The sequence below is a fragment of the Saccharopolyspora sp. 6M genome (assembly GCF_020176775.1).
GTDB lineage: Bacteria > Actinomycetota > Actinomycetes > Mycobacteriales > Pseudonocardiaceae > Saccharopolyspora_C > Saccharopolyspora_C gregorii.
Genome location: NZ_JAIUJZ010000101.1, coordinates 22351 through 43363, shown reverse-complemented (window position 1 = coordinate 43363; position 21013 = coordinate 22351). Strand labels below are relative to the sequence as shown.

Annotated in this window: 14 protein-coding genes and 1 tRNA gene; 6 read left to right on the top strand and 9 right to left on the bottom strand. The window is 72.1% G+C overall.

What is annotated here, in order from left to right:
* Positions 1 to 94 precede the first annotated feature (94 nt).
* Positions 95 to 1363: a hypothetical protein gene (locus LCD31_RS15410; protein WP_224958941.1), complete on the bottom strand. Its 1269-nt coding sequence runs from the start codon at positions 1361 to 1363 to the stop codon at positions 95 to 97.
* Between the two features lie 106 nt (positions 1364 to 1469).
* Entirely contained in the window at positions 1470 to 2840 is a 1371-nt protein-coding gene (locus LCD31_RS15405) for a cystathionine beta-synthase (RefSeq protein WP_224958940.1), read from the bottom strand.
* Between the two features lie 204 nt (positions 2841 to 3044).
* Between LCD31_RS15405 and LCD31_RS15400 the strand changes: the two genes are divergently transcribed.
* The gene (locus LCD31_RS15400; RefSeq protein ID WP_224958939.1) at positions 3045 to 3965 is read left to right on the top strand and encodes an SGNH/GDSL hydrolase family protein; all 921 of its coding nucleotides are present in this window, start codon (positions 3045 to 3047) and stop codon (positions 3963 to 3965) included.
* 141 nt (positions 3966 to 4106) lie between these two features.
* On the top strand, positions 4107 to 5327 hold the full coding sequence (locus tag LCD31_RS15395) for an acetyl-CoA C-acetyltransferase (RefSeq protein ID WP_224958938.1): 1221 nt from the start codon (positions 4107 to 4109) through the stop codon (positions 5325 to 5327).
* A 163-nt stretch (positions 5328 to 5490) separates the two neighbouring features.
* On the opposite strand, the gene LCD31_RS15390 is transcribed toward LCD31_RS15395, so the two are convergent.
* Positions 5491 to 6291, bottom strand: coding sequence for a Bax inhibitor-1/YccA family protein (locus LCD31_RS15390; protein WP_224958937.1), 801 nt, complete (start codon positions 6289 to 6291; stop codon positions 5491 to 5493).
* A gap of 464 nt (positions 6292 to 6755) precedes the next feature.
* On the opposite strand from LCD31_RS15390, the gene LCD31_RS15385 reads away from it, so the two are divergent.
* Positions 6756 to 8198, top strand: coding sequence for a hypothetical protein (locus LCD31_RS15385; protein ID WP_224958936.1), 1443 nt, complete (start codon positions 6756 to 6758; stop codon positions 8196 to 8198).
* On the top strand, positions 8195 to 8833 hold the full coding sequence (locus tag LCD31_RS15380; RefSeq protein WP_224958935.1) for a class F sortase: 639 nt from the start codon (positions 8195 to 8197) through the stop codon (positions 8831 to 8833). The genes LCD31_RS15385 and LCD31_RS15380 overlap by 4 nt, the downstream gene beginning before the upstream one ends.
* A 76-nt stretch (positions 8834 to 8909) precedes the next feature.
* Here LCD31_RS15380 and yidC read toward each other — a convergent pair whose 3' ends face one another.
* From yidC to LCD31_RS15360, 4 genes are all read right to left on the bottom strand, one after another.
* Positions 8910 to 9926, bottom strand: coding sequence for a membrane protein insertase YidC (gene yidC, locus LCD31_RS15375; protein ID WP_373689984.1), 1017 nt, complete (start codon positions 9924 to 9926; stop codon positions 8910 to 8912).
* 326 nt (positions 9927 to 10252) lie between these two features.
* Positions 10253 to 12103, bottom strand: coding sequence for a DNA helicase RecQ (gene recQ / locus LCD31_RS15370; protein ID WP_224958932.1), 1851 nt, complete (start codon positions 12101 to 12103; stop codon positions 10253 to 10255).
* A gap of 105 nt (positions 12104 to 12208) precedes the next feature.
* Positions 12209 to 13357: a glycosyltransferase gene (locus tag LCD31_RS15365; RefSeq protein WP_224958930.1), complete on the bottom strand. Its 1149-nt coding sequence runs from the start codon at positions 13355 to 13357 to the stop codon at positions 12209 to 12211.
* Between the two features lie 184 nt (positions 13358 to 13541).
* On the bottom strand, positions 13542 to 14063 hold the full coding sequence (locus LCD31_RS15360; RefSeq protein WP_224958928.1) for a DUF2165 domain-containing protein: 522 nt from the start codon (positions 14061 to 14063) through the stop codon (positions 13542 to 13544).
* A gap of 105 nt (positions 14064 to 14168) precedes the next feature.
* Between LCD31_RS15360 and LCD31_RS15355 the strand changes: the two genes are divergently transcribed.
* Both LCD31_RS15355 and LCD31_RS15350 read left to right on the top strand, forming a co-directional pair.
* Positions 14169 to 15269, top strand: a complete 1101-nt coding sequence (locus LCD31_RS15355) for a glycosyltransferase (RefSeq protein WP_224958926.1) — start codon at positions 14169 to 14171, stop codon at positions 15267 to 15269.
* 32 nt (positions 15270 to 15301) lie between these two features.
* Entirely contained in the window at positions 15302 to 16096 is a 795-nt protein-coding gene (locus tag LCD31_RS15350; RefSeq protein WP_224958925.1) for a polysaccharide pyruvyl transferase family protein, read from the top strand.
* Between the two features lie 22 nt (positions 16097 to 16118).
* Here the strand turns inward: LCD31_RS15350 and LCD31_RS15345 are convergent, their stop codons facing one another.
* Entirely contained in the window at positions 16119 to 20243 is a 4125-nt protein-coding gene (locus LCD31_RS15345; RefSeq protein ID WP_224958924.1) for an AAA family ATPase, read from the bottom strand.
* Positions 20244 to 20878: 635 nt separating this feature from the next.
* Positions 20879 to 20955 (bottom strand) — tRNA-Leu (locus LCD31_RS15340).
* Between the last annotated feature and the right edge of the window lie 58 nt (positions 20956 to 21013).

Sequence of the window (21013 nt, the reverse complement as noted above, 5' to 3'; positions counted from 1 at the left end):
GGGGCGCGGGGGGGGGCCCCGCGGGCCCCCCCCCCGCCGCCCCGCCCCCCCCGGGGGGGGGGGGGGGGGCCCCCCCCGCGGCTGGATCAGCGGATCACCACTGCGGGGGCTGCTGCCCCGGCTGCTGCGGGTACCCACCGGGCTGCTGCCCGTACTGCGGGGGCTGGCCGTACGGGGGCTGTCCGGGCTGCGGCTGGCCGTAGGGCTGGCCGTACTGCGGCGGCTGGCCGTACGGCTGCTGGCCCGGCTGCGGCTGGCCGTACTGGGGCTGGCCGTACGGCTGGCCCGGCTGCGGCTGCCCCGGCTGGCCGTACGGGTTCGGCTGCCCGAACTGCTGGCCGGGCTGGCCGTAGGGGTTCGGCTGGCCGTACGGGGGCTGGCCCGGCTGCGGCTGCCCGGGCTGGCCGAACTGCGGCTGGGCCGCGTACGGCTGTCCGGCGAAACCGGGCTGCGGGCCGCCCTCGGCGGCGGGCGCGGCGGCGATCCACTCGCGGGTGGCGGGCAGCACCGCCAGCACAGCAATGGCGATCGGGATGATCGCGCCGAAGATGTAGCCGATGAGCAGTGGCACGGTCGTGGCGAAAGCGATCGCGGTGATCAACGAGATCAACGCGGTGAGACCCGCTCCACCTGCGGTCAAGTACGGCCCGAGCTGCTGGCGCAGGATCAGGAACACACCGCCGACCGTCATCACGATCACGCCGAGGAGGCTCAGCAGCGCCAATCCGCCCGGGAACCCGATCCCTGGGATGAACATCCCGATGAGGGAGAAGAGCACGTTGAGCCCACCGAGGACGGCGGCCACCCAGCCGGTGACCTTGGCGAGCATGCCGTTCCCCGCCCCCGGCTGCCCGTAGCCACCCGGCCCGGCCTGCGGCGGCGGTGCGCCGAAGCCGGCCTGCGGCGCCGGGAACCCGCCACCGGGAGTACCGGCCTGCGGGGGCTGCTGCGGGAAGCCACCGGGCTGGCTCTGCGTGCCCGGCTGGCTGTACATCGGCTGCGGGGGCTGAGCCGACGGCGGCACCATCTGGGTAGCGGCCTCGCCGCCCTGCCCGGCGAGTCCCGGCTGCTCGTACATCGGCTGCGCGGGCTGCATCGACGGTGGCACGACCTGGGTGGAGTCCCCACCGGTCTGCTGCGGGCGCACCACCTGCGTGGCGTGCGCGGACGGCTGGTCCGCGGCCTGCTCCGTCTGCGCGGGGCGGACGACCTGAGTGGCGTCCGCGCCGGAGGACTGGTCGGTGGCCGGGGTCTGCGGGTCCAGCTGGGAACCGATCTTCGACTCGGCGGCCTGGGCCTCCGAGTCCGGTCCCTGCGGTTGCTGTCCCTGCTGACCGCCGTCCGGCGGCTGCGGAGAGCTCATCGGGTTTCCTGACCCCCTTGGGCGTGGAACGTGGATCTGCGGAGCGTGTTGATCGTGCACACGCTATCCGATGTGTCGCAGCGTAGCGGCCGTTCGTGACCAGAAGTCAACGTCCGGCGATGAAGGCGAGGACGTCCTGGCGCGTGACGACACCGGCCGGTTTGCCGCCGATGAGCACCATCGCCCCGTCCGCGTCGGTCAGCGCCGCCATCGCAGCGCTGACCTCCTCGCCTGCGCCGATGGTGGGCAGCGGCGGGGACATGTGCTGTTCGATGCGGTCGGCGAGCTGCGCGCGGCCGGCGAACAGCGCGTCCAGCAGGTCCCGTTCGTTCACCGCTCCGGCGATCTCGGCGACCATGACCGGCGGTTCCGCGTTGACGACCGGCATCTGGGACACGCCGAACTCGCGCAGGATCGCCACCGCCTCGGCGACGGTCTCGTTCGGGTGAACGTGGACGAGTTCGGGGAGGGTGCCGTCCTTGCGCAGCAGCACGTCCTTGATGGCGCCGCCCGCGTGGTCCGGGGACAGGAAACCGTACTTCGCCATCCACGAGTCGTTGAAGACCTTGCCCAGGTAGCCGCGGCCGCCGTCGGGCAGCAGCACCACGACCACGTCGTCCGGCCCGGTGCTCTCGGCGACGCGCAGCGCGGCGGCCGCCGCCATCCCGCAGGAACCGCCGACCAGCAGCGCCTCCTCCCGGGCGAGGGCGCGGGTCATGGTGAACGAGTCGGCGTCCGAGACGGGCACGATCTCGTCGCAGATGTTCCGGTCGTAGGTCGTCGGCCAGAAGTCCTCGCCGACGCCTTCCACGAGGTACGGCCGCCCGCCGCCTCCGGAGTACACGGAACCCTCCGGGTCCGCCCCGATGATCTTGACCTTGCCGCCGGAGACCTCCTTGAGGTACCGACCGATGCCGGAGATGGTGCCGCCGGTGCCGATGCCCGCCACGAAGTGCGTGATCCGGCCCTCGGTCTGCCGCCAGATCTCCGGGCCGGTGCTCGCGTAGTGCGACTCCGGGTTCGCGGGGTTGGCGTACTGGTTCGGCTTCCACGCGCCGTCGATCTCGGTGACCAGCCGGTCCGAGACGCTGTAGTACGACTCGGCGTGCTCCGGCGGCACCGCGGTCGGGCACACCACGACCTCGGCGCCGTAGGCCTCCAGCACGGCCCGCTTGTCCTCGCTGACCTTGTCCGGGCAGACGAACACGCAGCGGTAGCCCTTGCGCTGGGCCACCATCGCCAAGCCCACGCCGGTGTTGCCGGAGGTCGGCTCGACGATGGTGCCGCCCGGCTTCAGCTCGCCGGACTCCTCCGCCGCCTCCACCATGCGCAGCGCGATGCGGTCCTTGACGCTGCCGCCGGGGTTCAGGTATTCGACCTTCGCCAGCACCGGCGTCGAAGCCGATCCCGCCAGCGAGTTCAACCGCACCAGCGGGGTGTTGCCGACGAGGTCGATCACGTGCTCGACGTAGTCCACAGCGAGTCCCTTTCGCTCTCCGCGACGTTGTGCGGCTGAGCCTAAGCGGCGGTTTCCCGGCTCGTGGCGCACGGGTGGTCCCTGGGCGCGCCGCCCGGATCGCCCGAAGCGGCGGCCCGGTGGGAACGTTTTCCCGGCTGAGGGCGTATTCATGTACAGGACGAGAATTCGCGGAGCGTCGGTGTGGCGCGAGGAGGAGCGGGCATGGTCGGAACGCGGATGCTGCGGCTGGCACTGGTGGCGGCGGGAGCCGTCGGCGGGGTGTCCGGCGCCGCGTACGGCCTGCTCAACGGGCAGTCCTGGTACGCGCGCCGCGCGATCGGCGAGCCGACCGGGGTGCCGTTTCGCGCCGACGGGGTGCACCTGCCGGACGGCACCGGCCCTGTCGCCGCCTCCCCCACCGGTGAGTCCCCGCTCCTGTTCGCGGTGCTCGGGGACTCCTCGGCCGCCGGGCTCGGCGTGGACGCCCCCGACGAGCTGCCCGGGGTGCGCATCGCCCGCGGCGTCGCCGCCGAACTGGAGAACCCCGTCGAGCTGACCACCTACGCCATCGTGGGCTCCACCTCGCGGGACCTGGCCGCGCAGGTCGAGGCATCGCTCGTGGTGCCACCGCGGCTCGCCCTGATCATCATCGGCGCGAACGACGTGACCGCCCGGCAATCCGTGGCCGAATGCGCCGCGCTGCTCGGCGACGCGGTCGCCCGGCTGCGCGAAGCGGGTGTCGGCGTGGTCGTCGGCACCTGCCCCGACCTGGGGGCGATCCGGCCCATCCCGCAGCCGCTGCGGTCGGTGGCCTCCTCGTGGAGCCTCGCGCTGGGCCGCGCGCAACGGCACGCCGTGGAAGAAGCGGGCGGGTTCGCGGTGCCGCTGGCCGACCTGCTCTCCCCCGAATTCCTCACCCGCCCGCAGGAGCTGTTCAGCCCCGACCGGTTCCACCCGTCGGCCGCCGGGTACGAGGCCGCCGCCGGACTGCTGCTGCCCGCGCTGTGCTCGGCGATCGGCGAATGGCACGGGCCGCCGGTGCCGCAGCCACCGGTCCGCTCCTCCGCCGCCGAGGCCAGGCGCCCCACCAGCCGCGTCGTCGCCCGGCTGAACCAGCGCTTCGGCAGGCACCCCGGCAGCTGACCGGCCTGCCGACGGCGCTCCCACCGAGGTGCTGGTGACGGTCGTCTCAGCACGTCCCGGCCGGTGGCGGTCTTACAGTGGCGCGAGAAGTCGACCTCGCGGTCGGCGCCGCGACCCGTAGGCGAACGAAGGAGTTCCCGCATGCCCGAAGCAGTGATCGTGTCCGCCACGCGCTCGCCCATCGGCCGCGCAGGCAAGGGTTCCCTGGTCGATGTGCGCCCCGACGACCTCGCCGCGCAGATGGTGCGCGCCGCCCTGGACAAGGTGCCGGAACTGGACCCGGCGGAGATCGACGACCTGATGCTCGGCTGCGGTCTCCCCGGCGGCGAGCAGGGCTTCAACATGGGCCGCGTCGTCTCCGTCCTGCTCGGCTACGACCACCTGCCCGGCACCACCATCACCCGGTACTGCTCGTCGAGCCTGCAGACGACGCGGATGGCGCTGCACGCCATCAAGGCCGGTGAAGGCGACGTGTTCATCAGCGCCGGGGTGGAAGCCGTGTCCCGGTTCGCGAAGGGCAACTCGGACTCGCTCGACGACACGCAGAACCCCGTGTTCGCCGACGCCGAAGCCCGCACCAAGGCCACCGCCGAGCAGGGCGCCGACGAGTGGGTCGACCCGCGCGAGTTCGGCGAGGTGCCCGACGTCTACATCCCGATGGGCCAGACCGCGGAGAACCTGGCGCGCGCCAAGGGCATCGGCCGCGACGAGATGGACGAGTTCGGGGTGCGCTCGCAGAACCTCGCGGAGAAGGCCATCGCCGACGGCTTCTGGGCCCGCGAGATCACCCCCGTCACCACGCCGTCCGGCACCATCGTCGACACCGACGACGGGCCGCGCGCCGGGGTCACCAAGGAAGCAGTGTCCGGTCTCAAGCCGGTGTTCCGCCCCGACGGCCGGATCACCGCGGGCAACTGCTGCTCGCTCAACGACGGCGCCGCCGCGCTCGTCGTCATGAGCGATGTGAAGGCCAAGCAGCTCGGCCTCACCCCGCTCGCCCGCGTCGTCTCCACCGGCGTGTCCGGGCTGTCCCCCGAGATCATGGGCCTCGGGCCGGTGGAGGCGTCCCAGCAGGCGCTGCGGCGGGCCGGGCTCGGCATCGGGGACATCGACCTGGTGGAGATCAACGAGGCGTTCGCCGCGCAGGTCATCCCGTCCTACCAGGACCTGGGCATCCCGCTGGAGAAGCTGAACGTCAACGGCGGCGCCATCGCGGTGGGCCACCCGTTCGGCATGACCGGTGCGCGCATCACCACCACGCTGATCAACTCGCTGCAGTGGCACGACAAGCAGTTCGGCCTGGAGACGATGTGCGTGGGTGGGGGACAAGGCATGGCCATGGTCCTCGAGCGGCTGAGCTGAGACTGTTGTCTCGCTCGTTCTGCTGAGCGGGGTGGGTGGCGGAACCTCAGCGGTCGGGCCGGTTGCTCAGGTGGTCGTTGTTCAGCGGCTTCGCCGCTGACGGGATGAAGGCATGGGAAAGGGCCTCTCTCCTTGTGGAGGGAGGCCCTTTCTCGTCCTGGTGCTAGTCGTTCTGGAAGTACGACAGCAGTCGCAGGATCTCCAGGTACAGCCAGACCAGGGTGGTCATCAGGCCGAAGGCCACGTACCAGGCGAACTTGGCGTCCACCCCGCTCTTGATGGCCTTGTCGGCGGCGTCGAAGTCCAGCAGGAAGCTGAACGCGGCGATGCCGATGCACACCAGGCTGAACACGATGGCGAGCGGCCCGCCGTCGCGCAGCCCCAGCCCGCCGGCGGTGAAGAAGCCGGCGACCAGGTTCAGCAGCATCAGGATCGCCACACCGGCCGCCGCGCCGATGATCCACTTGGTCAGCTTCGGCGTGACTCGGATGGCGCCGGTCTTGTAGACCACGAGCATGGCCGCGAACACGCCCATGGTGCCCGCGATGGCCTGCATGATGATCCCGGAGCCACCGCCGCCGGTGAAGTTGTCGACCGCACCGCCGATGACGTAGCTGATGCCACCGAGGAACACGCCCTCGACCGCCGCGTAGGCGATCACGAGGGCGGGGCTGACCTTCTTCTTGAAGATGATGACCAGCGACAGCACCAGACCGATGATCGCCGCGGGCAGCGCGAGCGCGTACAGGCCGGAGACGTAGGTCGCCGCACCGGTCGCGATGGTCAGCGCGAGCGTGATCGCCGTCTTGGTGACCACGTCGTCGATGGTCATCGGACGCGTCGCCTGCGGCGGCGCGGCCGGTGCCTGGCCGGGCGCGCCGAAGCCGCCTTGGCCGTGGTTGAAGTTCGCGTACCCGCCGTTGCTCGGCAGGTTCTTGAACGCTGGGTTGCTCGTAGTGCGCAACTCGTCCTCCTGGGCGTGCTTTGCGCCGTCTCCGGTACAACGACCGAAGCTGCCGGTCGGTTCCCTGCGGGTAAAGCAGACTTTACCCCCGCCGCGACGGGCGGCTCCGCCCCCGGTTTCCGCGCCCGCCCGCGCGCGGCCAACTGGCGAAAACCCGGTCACGGAACGTCGCAACCTTTCACAGGTGTCGCCGCGCGTGCCTGGTCGGCTCGTGAACGGGTGTTGCGCTGCGACCGAACGAGTGAGGACCGGCGGAATCCGGCTGGGAAAAACGCGGCGCGTCATGGCCGCGAATAGATCGGTTGGCCCCTTGTGGCCACCCTGCGTGATCGGAAGGATGCGGCTCGGGTGTCCGTGTGCCGTGTCGGGGGCTTTCGCACCCGGTCCGCACCACATCGCGGTGGTGCGCGCCGGAGAGCAAGCACGCCGACGCCCTGATCTCCCAGACCGAGACTGGAGCATGCATGCGCACGTTCAGGAAGTTGATCACAGCGGCGGTGGGTTCCGCTGTGCTCGCCGGCAGCGGACTGCTGGCGACCACGGGAACGGCCATCGCCGCGCCGGAGGAAGGGATAGGCCACGAGACGACACCGGGACAGCCCTACGCGGGCATCGAGCGCGACCGGGACTGGCTCGGCTCCTACATCGTCGGCGACAAGCAGGTGTGGTGCGTCCGGTTCGCGCTGAAGGCGCCGGACACCGGCGAGCAGTACGAGCCGGGCGACGAACTGCTCACCAAGTGGGGTGACCCGCTACCGGACGACGTGGCGGCGAACATCTCCTACCTGCTGCTGCGCTACGGCAACACGCAGGACGCGGACGAGGCGGCGGCGCTCGCGCACCTGCTGCACTCGTGGACCTCCGCGCCCCGCGACCCCAGCGACCTCGACCCGGGCAAGCCGTTCCAGGAGATCGGCTACGACATCGACTTCCAGCTCGGCAAGCTGCCGCAGGGGGCCAAGGACGCCGTGGAGCAGCTGCGCGGGGACGCGGAGAAGAACCGCGGACCGTGGGAGGCCTCGCTGACCGCTCCCGAGCAGGAGCAGGTCATCGGTGAGGCCGCCGACTGGACCGTCACCGTCGAGCACCCGGACGGCACCGGCGTCACCGGCGTCCCGGTGAAGATCACCGCCACCGACGCCGAGGTCGAAGGCCTCGACGAGGACGGCACGATCACCACGCCGGACAGCGGCGACCCGCTCACCCTGAAGGTGACGCCCACCGGGCCGAATCCGAAGGTCGAAGGGGAGCTGTCCACCCCCGCCGAACGCCCCTACGTGCAGCAGGCCGTCGAGAACCCGGACGGTGTGCAGCGCGTGGTGTCCACCGGCGGGGAGGACCAGGTCAAGGTCGAGGACGTCACCACCGCGGTCACCGCGCCCGGCAAGGTCGCCGTCGGCAAGATCGACGAGGAGAGCGGCGCGGGCATCGCCGGTGTCGCGCTGCGGGTCAGCCTGCCCGACGGCAAGCCGGCGCTGAAGCAGGACGGCACCGAGCTCACCGGTCCCGACGGGCAGCCCGCCGTGGTCACCACCGGCGACCAGGGCACGGTCGAGATCGCGGACCTGCGCACCCCGCAAGAGATCATGATCACCGAGGTGGCGCCCGCGAAGGGCTACGAGGAGGCCTTCGACGCGGCGAACCCGCCGTCGGTCGCGGGCACCGTCGAACCCGGCGGCACGCTGGCGCTCACCGTGACGAACAAGGCCAACACCCCCACCGTGCCGATCTTCATCCCGGCCGGTGACCCGGGCACCAGCGGTGGCGTGGTGGAGCTGAGCGCCGTCGGTGGCGACGGTGCCGTCTCCCCCGGCCTGCTGGGTCTGGGTGCGCTGGCGCTCACCGGGACCGCGGTCGCCGGTGGCGTGGCGTGGCGCAAGCGGCTCGCGACGGCGGGTGAGCGTTGACCGCGCCGAAGCGGCGCCTGATCACGCTGGCCCTGGCCGGCGTGGTCGCGCTCGTCGCGGTGGTGGCCGTCGTGACGGGCATGGTGCTGCGCACCGAGGAACCGGCCGCGGCGCCCCGGGCGGCCGCGGTCGAGCCGGCACCCGCGCCCGTGCAGGCCGCGGACCTGCCGCCGCAACCGGTGCACGTCCCGGCGGGGCAACCACCGGGAACCGTCCGGCTACCGCAGGGCGGCCAGGCGGAGCTGGTGCGCAAGGAGCTCGACCGCAGCGGCACCCTCCCGGTGCCGGACGGCGTCGACGAAGCCACGTGGTGGGGTGCCGGGCTGGACTCCCCGAAGGGCGCGACGGTGCTGGCCGGGCACGTGAACTGGAAGGGAGCGGTCGGCCCGTTCGAAGAGCTGTGGGACTCCGCCCCCGACCAGCTGGTGACCGTCGTCGACGACGACGGGGCGGAGCACCGCTACCAGGTCTCCGAGATCGTCACGCTGTCCAAGGAGGAACTGCCCGCCCGCGCCGCCGAGCTGTTCGGCCAGGGCGGCGAACACCGGCTCGTGCTGGTCACCTGCGGTGGCCGGTACGTGGGCGGTGACCTCGGCTACGACGAGAACCGGATCGTGGTGGCCACCCCGGCCTGATCGAGGCCGGTGCTACGACGAGAGCGGGGTTCCCACTTCGGGACCCCCGCTCTTCGTTCGTCCAGGACCGGCCCGGCTAGCGCCGCTTCTTCTGGCCCTTCTTCGCCGAAGCCGCCTGCTTGCCCGGTCGCTTCTTCTGCTGCGGGCGCCGGTTGCCACCGCCCCCGCCGGAGTTCGCGGTGGCCTTGGCGCCGTTCACGGCGGTGGCCGAGGCGGCCGAGTCCTCGCCGCCGGACTCGCTGTCGGCGGTCTCCTCCGCCTTCTTCACCTGGCCGGGCTTCTGCCCCGGCTTCGGCCGCGGCGCGTCCTTCTTCGCCGCCAGCTCCTTCTGCTTCTCCCGCTCCTGCTCGCGGTCGATCTTGTTGCTCAGGAAGTGCTGCTGGCCCAGCGTCCAGATGTTGTTCGCCATGAAGTACAGGACGATCGCGATCGGCAGCACCCAGCCGGAGAACAACGTGCCGACCGGCGCGACGTACATCATGAACTTGCCCATCATGGCCGTCTGCGGGTTGGCCATCGAGGCGTCTGTCTGGCGCTTCATCGACATGCGCATCGTGGTGAACGTCGCGATGGACGCGATCACCATCAGCGGCAGGCCGACCGCGATCATGTTCAGCCGCGTGGTGCCGAAGGCTTCGAGGACCGCGGCGGGCTGGCTCAGCCAGTTGCCGAGCTTCGCGCCGAAGATGTCGGCGTTGATGAACGACTCGACCCCGGCGCGGTCGAAGATGTAGTTGCTCTGCGCCTGCGGCGTGAACCCGCGCAGCACGTGGAACAGGCTCAGGAACACCGGGATCTGCAGCAGAGCAGGAAGGCAGCCGCCGATCGGGTTCACCCCGTGCTCGGACTGCAGCTTCTGCATCTCCTGCGCCATGCGCTGCTTGTCGTTCTTGTACTTCTCCCGCAGCTTCTGGATCTGCGGGGAGAACTTCGCCATCTTCCGGCCGGCGCGCATCTGGCTGATCGCCGGCTTGAGCAGCACCACGCGCAGCGTGAACACCAGGAAGAACACCGACAAGGCCCAGGCGAACCCGTTGTCCGGCCCCAGCACGGTGCCGAAAACCCTGTGCCAGAACCACAAGATGGCCGACACGGGATAGAGGATAAAGTCGAACACTCAACCACTCCTGGTCATCGCCCGGCGATCGTCCCGGGCCCGCTCGCACGGCCGCGCCCGCCCTGTGCGCACCGGCCTCAGCCCTACCAGGGTGCCATGCCCGACGACCCGGTCGAGGCGGGGCGGGGTATTACCACGGAGGGTGATGGCGCGGTCGCGGAACGTCCGGCGCGAGCCGCGTGCGACCGATCTCGTCGCGCGAACCTCGGCACCACGCCGGGATGGCGCCGGATCGAGCGGCAGCGCCGCACGCAGGGCGAGGTCCGCGGGCGGCCCCGGAAGCTGATCCGGGACCGCCTCGCTCACTCCTCTTCCAGCACGTCCAGGAGTGACCGGCCGTACTTGGCCAGCTTGTTCTGGCCCACGCCGCTGATCGCACCCAGCTCGTCGAGCGTGGCCGGGCGCTGGGCCGCGACCTGGCGCAGCACCGCGTCGTGGAAGATCACGTAGGCGGGCACGCCCTGCTCCTTCGCGGTGGCCGCGCGCCAGGCGCGGAGGCGCTCGAAGAGCGGGGCCGCCTCGGCGGGCAGCTCGACCTGCTCGGACTTGCGGGCCTTGGCCTGCTTCGGCTCCTTCGCGGCCTTCTCCGGCTCGCGCCGCAACCGCACCTCGCGCTCCCGGGACAGCACCGCGCCGCTCGCCTCGGTGAGCACCAGCGTGCCGTAGTCGCCCTCCACCGCCAGCAGGCCCTGGGCCAGCAGCTGGCGCACCACGCCCCGCCACTCCGCTTCCTTCAGATCCGCGCCGACGCCGAACACGGTGAGCTCGTCGTGCCGGAACTGCTGGACCTTGTCGTTGCGCTTGCCGAGCAGGATGTCCACGACGTGCCCCGCGCCGAACTTCTGCCGACGCTCGTGCAGCAGCCGGTACACCGTGGAGAGCAGCTTCTGCGCGGCGATCGTGCCGTCCCAGGACTCCGGCGGGTTCAGGCAGGTGTCGCAGTTGCCGCAGGGCTCCCCGTCCTGGCCGAAGTAGGCCAGCAGCTGCACCCGGCGGCACTCCACCGTCTCGCACAGCGCGAGCATCGAATCCAGGTGCGCGCCCAGCCGCCTGCGGTGCGCGTCGTCGCCCTCGGAGTTGTTGATCATCTTGCGCTGCTGGACGACGTCCTGCAGCCCGTAGGCCAGCCACGCGGTGGACGGCAGCCCGTCACGGCCCGCACGGCCCGTCTCCTGGTAGTAGCCCTCCACCGACTTGGGCAGGTCCAGGTGCGCCACGAACCGCACGTCCGGCTTGTCGATGCCCATCCCGAACGCGATGGTCGCCACCACCACCAGCCCGTCCTCGCGCAGGAACCTCGACTGGTGCGCCGCGCGCGTCTCCGCGTCCAGGCCCGCGTGGTACGGCACCGCCGGGATGCCGTTCTGGCTGAGGAAGTCGGCGGTCTTCTCCACCGACGACCGGGACAGGCAGTAGACGATGCCCGCGTCCCCGGGGTGCTCGGTGCGCAGCAGGTTCAGCAGCTGCCGCTTCGGATCGCTCTTGCCGACGATGCGGTACTGGATGTTCGGGCGGTCGAAGCTCGCCACGAAGTGCCGCGCCCGCGTCAGGTCCAGCCGGGTCGCGATCTCCCCGCGGGTGGCCTCGGTGGCGGTCGCGGTCAGCGCGATCCGCGGCACGTCCGGCCAACGCTCGTGCAGCATCGACAGCGCCAGGTAGTCCGGCCGGAAGTCGTGGCCCCACTGCGCCACGCAGTGCGCCTCGTCGATCGCGAACAGCGAGATGTCTCCCTTGTCCAGCAAGGACAACGTGGATTCGACGCGCAGCCGCTCCGGCGCCAGGTACAGCAGGTCCAGTTCGCCGTTCAGGAACGCGGCCTCCACGGCGCGGCGCTGCCCGGCGTCCTGCGTCGAGTTGAGGAACCCGGCGCGCACCCCGAGCTCGGTCAGCGCGTCCACCTGATCCTGCATCAGCGCGATCAGCGGCGAGACGACGATGCCCACGCCGTCGCGGACCAGCGACGGAACCTGGTAGCACAACGACTTCCCGCCACCGGTCGGCATCAGCACCAACGCGTCACCGCCGCCGACGACGTGCTCGACGATGTCCTGCTGCGGGCCCCGGAACGAGTCGTAGCCGAAGACGCGGTGCAGCACCTCCAGCGCGTCGGGCGCGGCAGGTTCGGCGACGGGACTGCTCTGCGCGGAAGTCACCGGGCGATTCTACGGAGCCGTCACGACACCGGTCCGGCCCATCGCGCCTCGGTGTGTCGGCCCGGGCCGCGCCTCGCGCACCGCGGACCGGGCCACCGAAGTCGATCAGCGGGCGAAGTCGGGAAGCCGCTCCGCCACCCGCTCCGGGCTCGGCATCTCGGCGATCTCCGCGGCCACCCGGCGAGCGACGCGGCGGTGCGGCGAATCGCCCAGCAGCGCCGCGGCCGCGGTCCGCACCGACTCGGCGGTGACCTCCGCGCCGAGCAGCTGCTCACCACCACCCGCGGTGGTGATCGTCTCGGCGTTGCCGAACTGGTCGGCGCCCTGCGGCAGGAACAGCTGCGGCAACCCGGCCCCGAGCGCGGCCAGCGTCGTTCCGCTGCCGCCGTGGTGCACCACCAGGTCCACGTGCTCCAGCAGCTCCGCCTGCGGCACCCACTCGTGCACCGAGACGTTCGGCGGGAGCTCGCCCAACGCCCCCGCCTGCACGCTCGGCCCCGCCGCGACCAGCACGTCCACCTCCAGCGCGGCCAGCCCGTCGACCGCGGACCGCAGCACCGCCGCGTCACCGAAACCGGTGCCCAGGGTCAGGTACACCAGCGGCCGCGACCGCTCCGCCACCGCCTCCGGCGGCAGTGCGCCGGACGGCGCGAACGGGACGGGACGCAGCGGGAAGCGCGCCACCGATTCGAGGAATTCCGCCGGTTGCAGCGAAGCCGGGAAGATGTCCAGGAACGGATTTCCCAAGGTGCGCAGGTCGCCCTCCGGAAGTTCGATACCGGCGTCCGCCGCCACCGAGCGCAGCGCAGGGTCGAAACCCGCGTAGTTCGCCGGGGACTGGCGTCCGAAACCGTGGCACACGCCGGGAATTCCCGCTTCCCGCGCGGCCAGCCCTGCACCGTGGTTGCCCGCTTCGTGCACCACCAGGTCGGGCTTGAACTCGGTAAGCACCGGACGCAGGTCGGCCAGGTAGCGGCGCGGCAGCTCGGCGCCGAACACGAGGGAGACCAGCCGCAGCCATTCCGCGGAACCCGGTTCCGGCCGCGTCGACGACCCACCCGAGGCCGCGGCGAAACCGGCTCCGATCGGCACGCCCACCGCGGCGAAGCGCAGTCCGAGCTCCTCGATCGTGCCGCGGAACGGGTCGCCGGTGGCGAACAGGACGTCGTGGCCGTGCGCACGCGCGGCCCGCGCCAGCGGGATCAGCGGATACAGGTGGCCGTGGCCGGAAAGGCTGGAGAAGACGATTCGCACGTGCTCGACGGTAATCGTCGGACACCGGTTCTCGCCGGTGGATTTCTACCGCGCAGACCGCGATATGGGCGATTTCCCCCGAAAACGACCGATCGGCTCGATTCGAGCCGGGGTGACCGCAGCCCTCCTGCCGCGATCACCCGGCCCCCAGTTGATGTTCTTCAGCGCGGGACCGCCCGCGCGCTCAGGTCGCGGTTCCGGATTCCCGCGACGGGAGGTGCACCAGGATCAGGCCGATCGCGGCGATGATCAAGTTCTGCAGCGCGGCCTGCAACCCGTTCCACTTCTCGGACTGCCACATCATGAACCACTCACCACCGATCACGATGAAACCGCCGCCGAACAGCAGCACCTCCAGCAGCCAGCCCGCCGACGCCAGCCGGCGCGCGAGCTCCGCGCGCCGCGCATCCGCGTGCGACCGGAGCCACATGACGAGTGCGGCGACGAGCACCACCGTGATCAGCACTTCCCAGCCGATGACCACGAGGTACGCGGTCGTCGACAAACCGGGATGCGTGATCGACCGCCACATCGTGTCCGGTGAATTGAACGTCGTGTCCATTGCGAACACGTGCTGCACGAACGCCGCGTTCGTCCCGAAATCCGTGATGTTCCCGAAGGCGACCAGCCCCATCTGCGCAGCGGTGATGGCGACCAACACCGTGATCACCGCGCGCAGACTCCCCAACGTTGCCAGAAGACGCATGCGGCGGACTGTACGCAAGCGGCGGTGTCGAGACCGCTTGCGTGCCGCATTCGCAATAATCCGGATCAGAGCACGACACCACGACGGCACCAGGGAAGGAGTCCCATGCGGGTGTGCCTCGTCTCGCACCGCCTGGGCGGATTCGACGGCGTGAGCATCGAGGCCGCCAAGTGGGCGGCCGGGTTCCGCGCGCTCGGCCACCAGGTCACCCGGGCCGCCGGCCACTTCGTCGACCGGGAACCCGGCGACGTCGAGGTGACCGGCATGTGGGCGGACCGCCCCGGTGGTGATCCACCGCCGGTGGACCACGCGACGATCCGACGCCTCTGCGCCGAGCACGACCTGCTGGTGCTGGACAACGCCGGATCGCTGTGGAGCGCCCCGGACGCCTCCACCGCATGGGAGCGGCACGCGCTGGACACCGGGACACCGGTGCTGCTGCGCCACCACGACCCCGCCTGGCAGGGCACCCCGCTGCGCGTCGTGCACGGAGACGCGGTGCCGCTGCACCACCCCGCGCACCTGCACGTGCTGATCAACGAGCGCACCGCGGGCGAGTTCGCCGCCCGCTGGCCCGAACTGCGGCGGACGGGCGCGCTGCGCGTCGTGCACAACCGGGTGCACGTCGACCGGCTCACCGGCGGCGACCGCGACCGCACCCGAACCCGGCTCGGCGTGGCACCGGACGAGGTGCTCATGCTGCACCCGGCGCGGGCCGAAGGCGCGAACAAGAACATCCCCGGCGCGGTCCGGATCGCCGCCGAGCTGCGGGAACGGCTCGGCCGGCCGGTGCGCTACTGGCTCACCGACGACGCGCCCGCGCCCGCCGGACCGGTGGCGGAGGCGCTGGCCACCGTGCCCGCACCGCTGCGCGGGCACGTCGCCGAGCAGGCCGACATGTACGCCGCCGCCGACCTGGTGCTGCTGCCCTCCACCTGGGAGGGCTGGGGACTGCCGGTCGCCGAGGCCGCCGCCGCCCGACGGCTCGTCGTGGCCGGTCCCTACCCGGTGCTCGACGAGCTCCGCGCCCTCGGCCTGCACGTCCCCGGGCCGGACGCGGTGGGCGAGGTCGCGGCGCTGCTGCGCGACCCCGACTCGGCCGCCGAGCTGCTCACCGCGAACCACCGCGCCGTGCGCGAGCACCTCGACGCGGCGGTACTGCCCGCGGTGCTGGCCGAACTCGCCGACCTCGCCCGGCACCGCTGATCGACGGCCGCAGCCGAGGAGCCCCGCCGCACATGCCCGAGATCTTCGTCGTGCACCGCCGCGACCCGCACAACATCGGCGACATGGCCTGTCCGCCGTCCGACCACGTCGAGCACTTCCCGTGGCTGTCGGACGCCACCACCATCGACATCGAGCACGACGTCCCGCGCTACGCGGACCGGTTGCGCCACGCCCACGTCATCTACGGCGGTGGCGGGCTCCTCGGCACCGGGTTCTTCGACCGGCAGCTCGACCACCTGCTGTCGCTGCGCCCGCCGAAGCTCGTCGTCTGGGGAGCCGGGCACAACAACAACGAGCGGCACTCGATCGAGGAGCTCCAGGTCCTGGACCGGTTCGACCTGGTCGGGCTGCGCGACCGCCCGGGCCCCGGGGGCCGCGAGTGGGTGCCGTGCACGAGCGCCCTGCTGCCGGAACTCGACGATCCGGGCGAACCTCGCCACGACGTCGTCGCCTACCGGCACCGCGACCGGAAGCTGCCGTTCCCCGCCGACCTCGCCGAGTTCCCGATGCTCACCAACGGGCACCACGACCTCGGCGAGACGCTGGACTTCCTCGCGTCCGGCGAGGTGGTGGTGACGAACTCGTACCACGGCGCCTACTGGGCGACCTTGCTGGGACGGCGCGTCGTGGTCGTCGACCCGTTCGCGTCGAAGTTCCACGGGTTCCGCCACCGCGTGACCGTGGTCGACGGCCGCGACTGGCGCACCGCGCTCGCCGACACCCGCACCTACCCGGACGCGCTGCGGGAGTGCCGGGCGGCGGTGCTCGGCTTCGGCGACCGGGTGCGGGAGCTGTTCGGCCGCTGATCGCCGCGCCGCGGCCCCGCGGTCAGGTGCAGGGCGGCGAGTACGGGGTCTGCGGAATGGTCTGCTCCCACTGCGCGCGCGGCAGCACCCCGCGGGTGGTGGCGCAGATCCGGTCGATCGCGTACTGCTCGTCCAAGTCCCACAGCTGCGCGGTGTTGTCGCCGCTGGACGTGGCGAAGGTGCGGCCGTCCGGGCTGAACGACACCGTGTTCACCGCGGCCTGGTGCTCGGCGACGCTGTTGCCGATCGGCGACGGCCGCTGCGGGTCCGACACGTCCCACAACCGGACGGTGCGGTCTTCGCCCGCGGTGGCCAGCGTCTCGCCGTCCGGGCTGAACACCGCGGTCTTGACGATCTGGGTGTGCCCGATCAGCGGGTTCGCCCGCAGCCGGGGCGCGGCCGGGTCCGAGACGTCCCACAGCCGGACCGCCTTGTCCTGGCCCGCGGTGGCGATCGTGTTCCCGTCCGGGCTGAAGCTCGCCGTGTAGGTCTCCGTGTCGCCCGTGTCCAGCGGTTTCCCCACCAGCTTCGCGTGCGCGCGGTCGGAGACGTCCCACATCCGGACGGTGCCGTCGCTGCTCGCCGTCGCCAGCAGGCGGCCGTCCGGGCTGAAGTTCGCCTCGTTGATGTAGCCGCGGTGGCCGGTCAGCGGCCCGCCCACCCGCACCGGGTTCTCGGGATCGGCGACGTTCCACAACTGCACGCTGTGGTCGTCGTCGCAGGTCACCAACGTCCGCCCGTCCGGGCTGAACTCCACCTCGCCCGCGTAGCGGGTGTTGACCTTGAACGACCGCCCGAGCGGTTTCGGCGCCGACCGGTCCCGCATGTCCCACAACCGCACCGTGCCGGAGCCCCCGCCGGTGGCCAGGATGCGCCCGTCCGGTCTGAACGCCGCCGCGTACACCGACCCGACCGGGCCGTCGTAGACCTCCAGCGGACCGGCCACCTGGCGCGGCACCCGGGTGGAGACGTCCCACACCCGCATCGTGTGGTCGTCGCCCGCGGTGATCAACGTTCGCCCGTCCGGGCTGAACAGCGCGGTGTTCACGCGCGCGGTGTGCCCGGACAGGATCCGTTCCGGCAGCGACCACAGCCGCACCGTGCCGTCGTCCGCTCCGGTCGCCAGGGTGGCGCCGTCCGGGCTGAACCCGACCGCGAACACGGTGCTGCTGCCCGAGCTGAGGCTCTGCCCCAGCCGGGTCGCGTTCGCCGGGTCGGTCACGTTCCACAGCAGCGCCGAGCTGTCCGCGCTGCCCGAGGCCAGCGTGCGGCCATCGGGGCTGAACTTCACCGACCACACCGGGGCGTTGTGCCCGATGAGCGCGGGTCCGAGCTGCTCGGCGCGGGCCGGGTCGTGCACGTCCCACAGCCGGATCGTCTTGTCCGAGCTGCCGGAGGCGAGCGTCCGGCCGTCCGGGCTGAACGCCACCGTGTGCATGCCCCCGGTGTGCCCGGTCAGCGGCTGCCCCAGCGGCGTCGGGCGGGCCGGGTCCGCCACGTTCCACAGCCGGACGGTCCGGTCGTCGCCGCTGGTCGCCAGCGTGCGGCCGTCCGGGGTGAACGCCAGGGTGCGGACCTGCGCGAAGTGCCCGGTCAGCGGATCGCCCCACGGCACCGGCCGGGCGGGGTCGGTCACGTTCCACAGCCGGGCGGTCCGGTCCTCGTTGGCGGTGGCCAGCGTACGGCCGTCGGGGCTGAAGGCGAGCAGGTAGATGGTGCCGTCGGTGCCGCCGATCGGCGGGCCCAGCGACTCCGGCCGAGCCGGGTCGGACACGTCGTAGAGCCGCACCAGGTGGTCGTCGCCCGCCGCCGCGAGGGTACGGCCGTCGGGGCTGAACACGGCCGAGGTGACCCAGCTGCCGAACCCGGTCAGCGGCTTGCCCAGCTGCTTCGGGTGCATCCGGTCGGAGACGTCCCACAGCCGCACGGTCTCGTCGTAGCTGGCGGTGGCGAGCGTGCGCCCGTCCGGGCTGAACGTGGTCAGGTACACCGGCCCTTCGTGCCCGCGCACCGGCATGCTCAACGGCGAGTTCTGGGTGGACAGCAGCCGCGTGTACACGCCCTCGTCGTCCGGCCGCAGCCGCTCGGCCACCAGGTTCAGCTTGGCCGCGGCGGAGGGGTCTCCGGCCTGCAGCCGGTCGGCCTGCGCCAGCACCTGTCGGAACTCGGCGTCGTCCCGTTCCCGCACGGCGAGCACGGCCGCCACGGCGGCGACCGCGGCGAACACGCACACCGCGGCCGCCGTGCCGCGCCGGAACCACCCGGCCCGGCGCCGGTGCCGCATCGACGCGTGGAGGAACTCGTGGCTGATCGGCGCCAGTTCCGCCGAACCGACCTGGTCAGCCCAGTGCTGGGCCGTTTCCAGCCGCGCCCCGCGGTACAGCAGCGAAGGGTCCCGGTCCTCCTGCCGCCACGACTCGGCGTCCCGTTCCAGCCGCTGCCGGGCGAGGTTGCCCGCCCGGTCCTGGTCGATCCAGCTGCGCAGCCGGGGCCACGCGTACAGCAGGGCTTCGTGGCTGATCTCGGCCGAGTCGGCGTCCAAGGTGACCAGCCGCGCCGTGGTGAGCACGTTCAGCGCCCGTGCCGCGGCGTCGCGGTGTTCGGCGTGCTCGACGATCTCGGTGTAGGTGGCGCGCCTGCGGGTGTCCTGGGTGTCCTCGCCGACGTGCACCAGCCGCAGCAGCACCTGCCGCGCCGCGGCCTGCCCGCCTTCGGCGAGTTCCGCCCACGCGCGTTCCGCGGTGGCCGCCACCGCGCCCTGGATGCCGCCTGCCGCGCGGTAACCGGCGATGGTGAGCTTCCCCGACTGCCTGCGCTGCCAGGTGACCATCAGCGCGTGCGAGAGCAGCGGCAGCGCACCGGCGTCGTAGGCCCGCTGGGACGGTTTGCCGTACGCGCGGCCGACGCTGACCCCGAGGTCGCGCAGCAGCACGTCCACCAGGCCCGGTTCGATCTGCAGCCCGGTCGCCTTCGCCGGCCCGGTGATGGCCTTCCGCAGCTCGGCGACGGTCATCGCGCCCAGGACCATCTGCCGGTGCTGGAGCGCTTCGGCGAGTTCCGGGAAGTCCAGGCAGCGGGCGTAGAAGTCGGCCCGCAAGCCCAGCACCACCAGCCCCGGCGGGGTGCCGCCCGCGAATCCCGTCGTGCAGCAGGCGTTGAGCACCTGGACGAACAGCGCTCGCGCGCGCTCGTCCCGGCACATCGTGAACGCCTCCTCGAACTGGTCCACCACCAGCACCAGCCGCGCTTCGTCGCCGGCGGCGCGGCGCACGTGCGCGGCGACGGCGTCCCGGACCGACTCGGCGAAGCGGAACTCCGCTTCGGCATCCCGGTCCTCCGAGCCCGGGTCCTCCACGTCCTCGGCGCACCGGTCCGCTGCGCCCGGTGCGGCACCTCGGCGGTCGGCGGTGGCGAGGACCTCGTTGAGCTCGGGGATCAGCTCGGTGAGCGCGCGGAGCGGGTCCTCCCCCGGGGTGGTGGTGCGGACCGGCCACGTCGAGGAGCCCTGCTCGGCCAACGCCCCTCCGGTGAGCGCGGGGAGCAGGCCGGCGCCCAGCAGCGAGGACTTCCCGGCACCGGAGGCACCGACCAGCATCGTGATGCCGCCTTCGTCGGCAGCGGCGGCGAGGCGTTCCACCAGCGTGGTCGTCGCGCGCTCCCGCCCGAAGAACCAACCGGACTCCTCCTGCCCGAACGCGGCCAGCCCGCGGTAGGGGCACAGCCCTCCGTCGACGGGAGGGGTCTCGGCGGCATCGCTCTCCTCCGCGGCGGGTGCCGGGTCGGGAGCGCTCAGCGGGCTGGTGAGCGCTTCTTCCCAACGGGCCCGCCAGGCCGACAGGTCGTACAGTCCTTCCACCGGAGGTTGCGGTTGGTGCTTGCGGGCCTCGCCGATGAGGATTTCGAGCACCACGGAGAGCGCGGCGAACCGGGCGGGCACGTTGCGCCCGCGCCGCCAGTCGCTGATCCGCTGAGCGGTGGACCGGATCGGCCTGCCGCGCTCGTCGAGCCGCCGGGCCCGCTCCACGGCGTCGGCCACCCGCTTCAGCGGAGGGTCGCCCGCGGTCACGTACAGCAGCGCGAACCGTTCCGCGAACAGCGCCCGCACGCCGGTGCCCGTCGCCGAAGCCCCCGCTTTCCGGTCCGTCATCCCCGTCCTCCTCCGGTCCGGATCCGGACCGGAAAATCCGGTACCCGCCGTTGAGCAGGTACTTCACCACGCTCCGGACGCGGGCCAGCACACATCCACGCCGTCTCCTGCCATGCTCTGACACGGGCTGCGCCGAACGGGCCACGGACGGTCGATGCGCGCGAACCGACCGAACGGTCCGGACAGCAGCCGAGTGGCGGTAGGTGTGCCGCTGAGGTGACTGGGGGTTTCGTCAGCGGCACACCGCACCACCTGGCTTCCGCCGGCAGCAAGCGGAATCCGGTCCGTCACACCGCACCGGAATCGAGAACCACCGAGCGATCACGAGAGTACGCGGAAACACCCCGACCACTCATGGTGGTCGGGGAAATCCGCGTCTTCGTGATGTCCTGAGCACGGCTCCGCCGGGCGTCCGGTGCGAATGGGCTCGGTCCGCTCCACGGGGAATCGGGTACCCGGTCGAGCCGTTGCCGGGCTGCCGGGTGTGGAGGTGGCGCGCCGGCCGGGAACGCCCTCGGGGCGGTCGGATCGCGGGCGTTCGCCGCCGCGGGGACCTCGAAGCTTCCGGCGCGACGCCGTCAGCCGGGTCCCTGCGGGCGGGGCCCGCCGGGTGGTGGCGGGTCGCCGTCGTGCTGTGGTGCCCCCGGTCGGGATCGAACCGACACTCGGACGAGTTTAAGTCGTCTGCCTCTGCCAGTTGGGCTACGGGGGCTGGGCCTCAGCGCGCGACCGAGGAGGTCCTCGGGAGCGGGCCGAGCCGTAATGGTGCC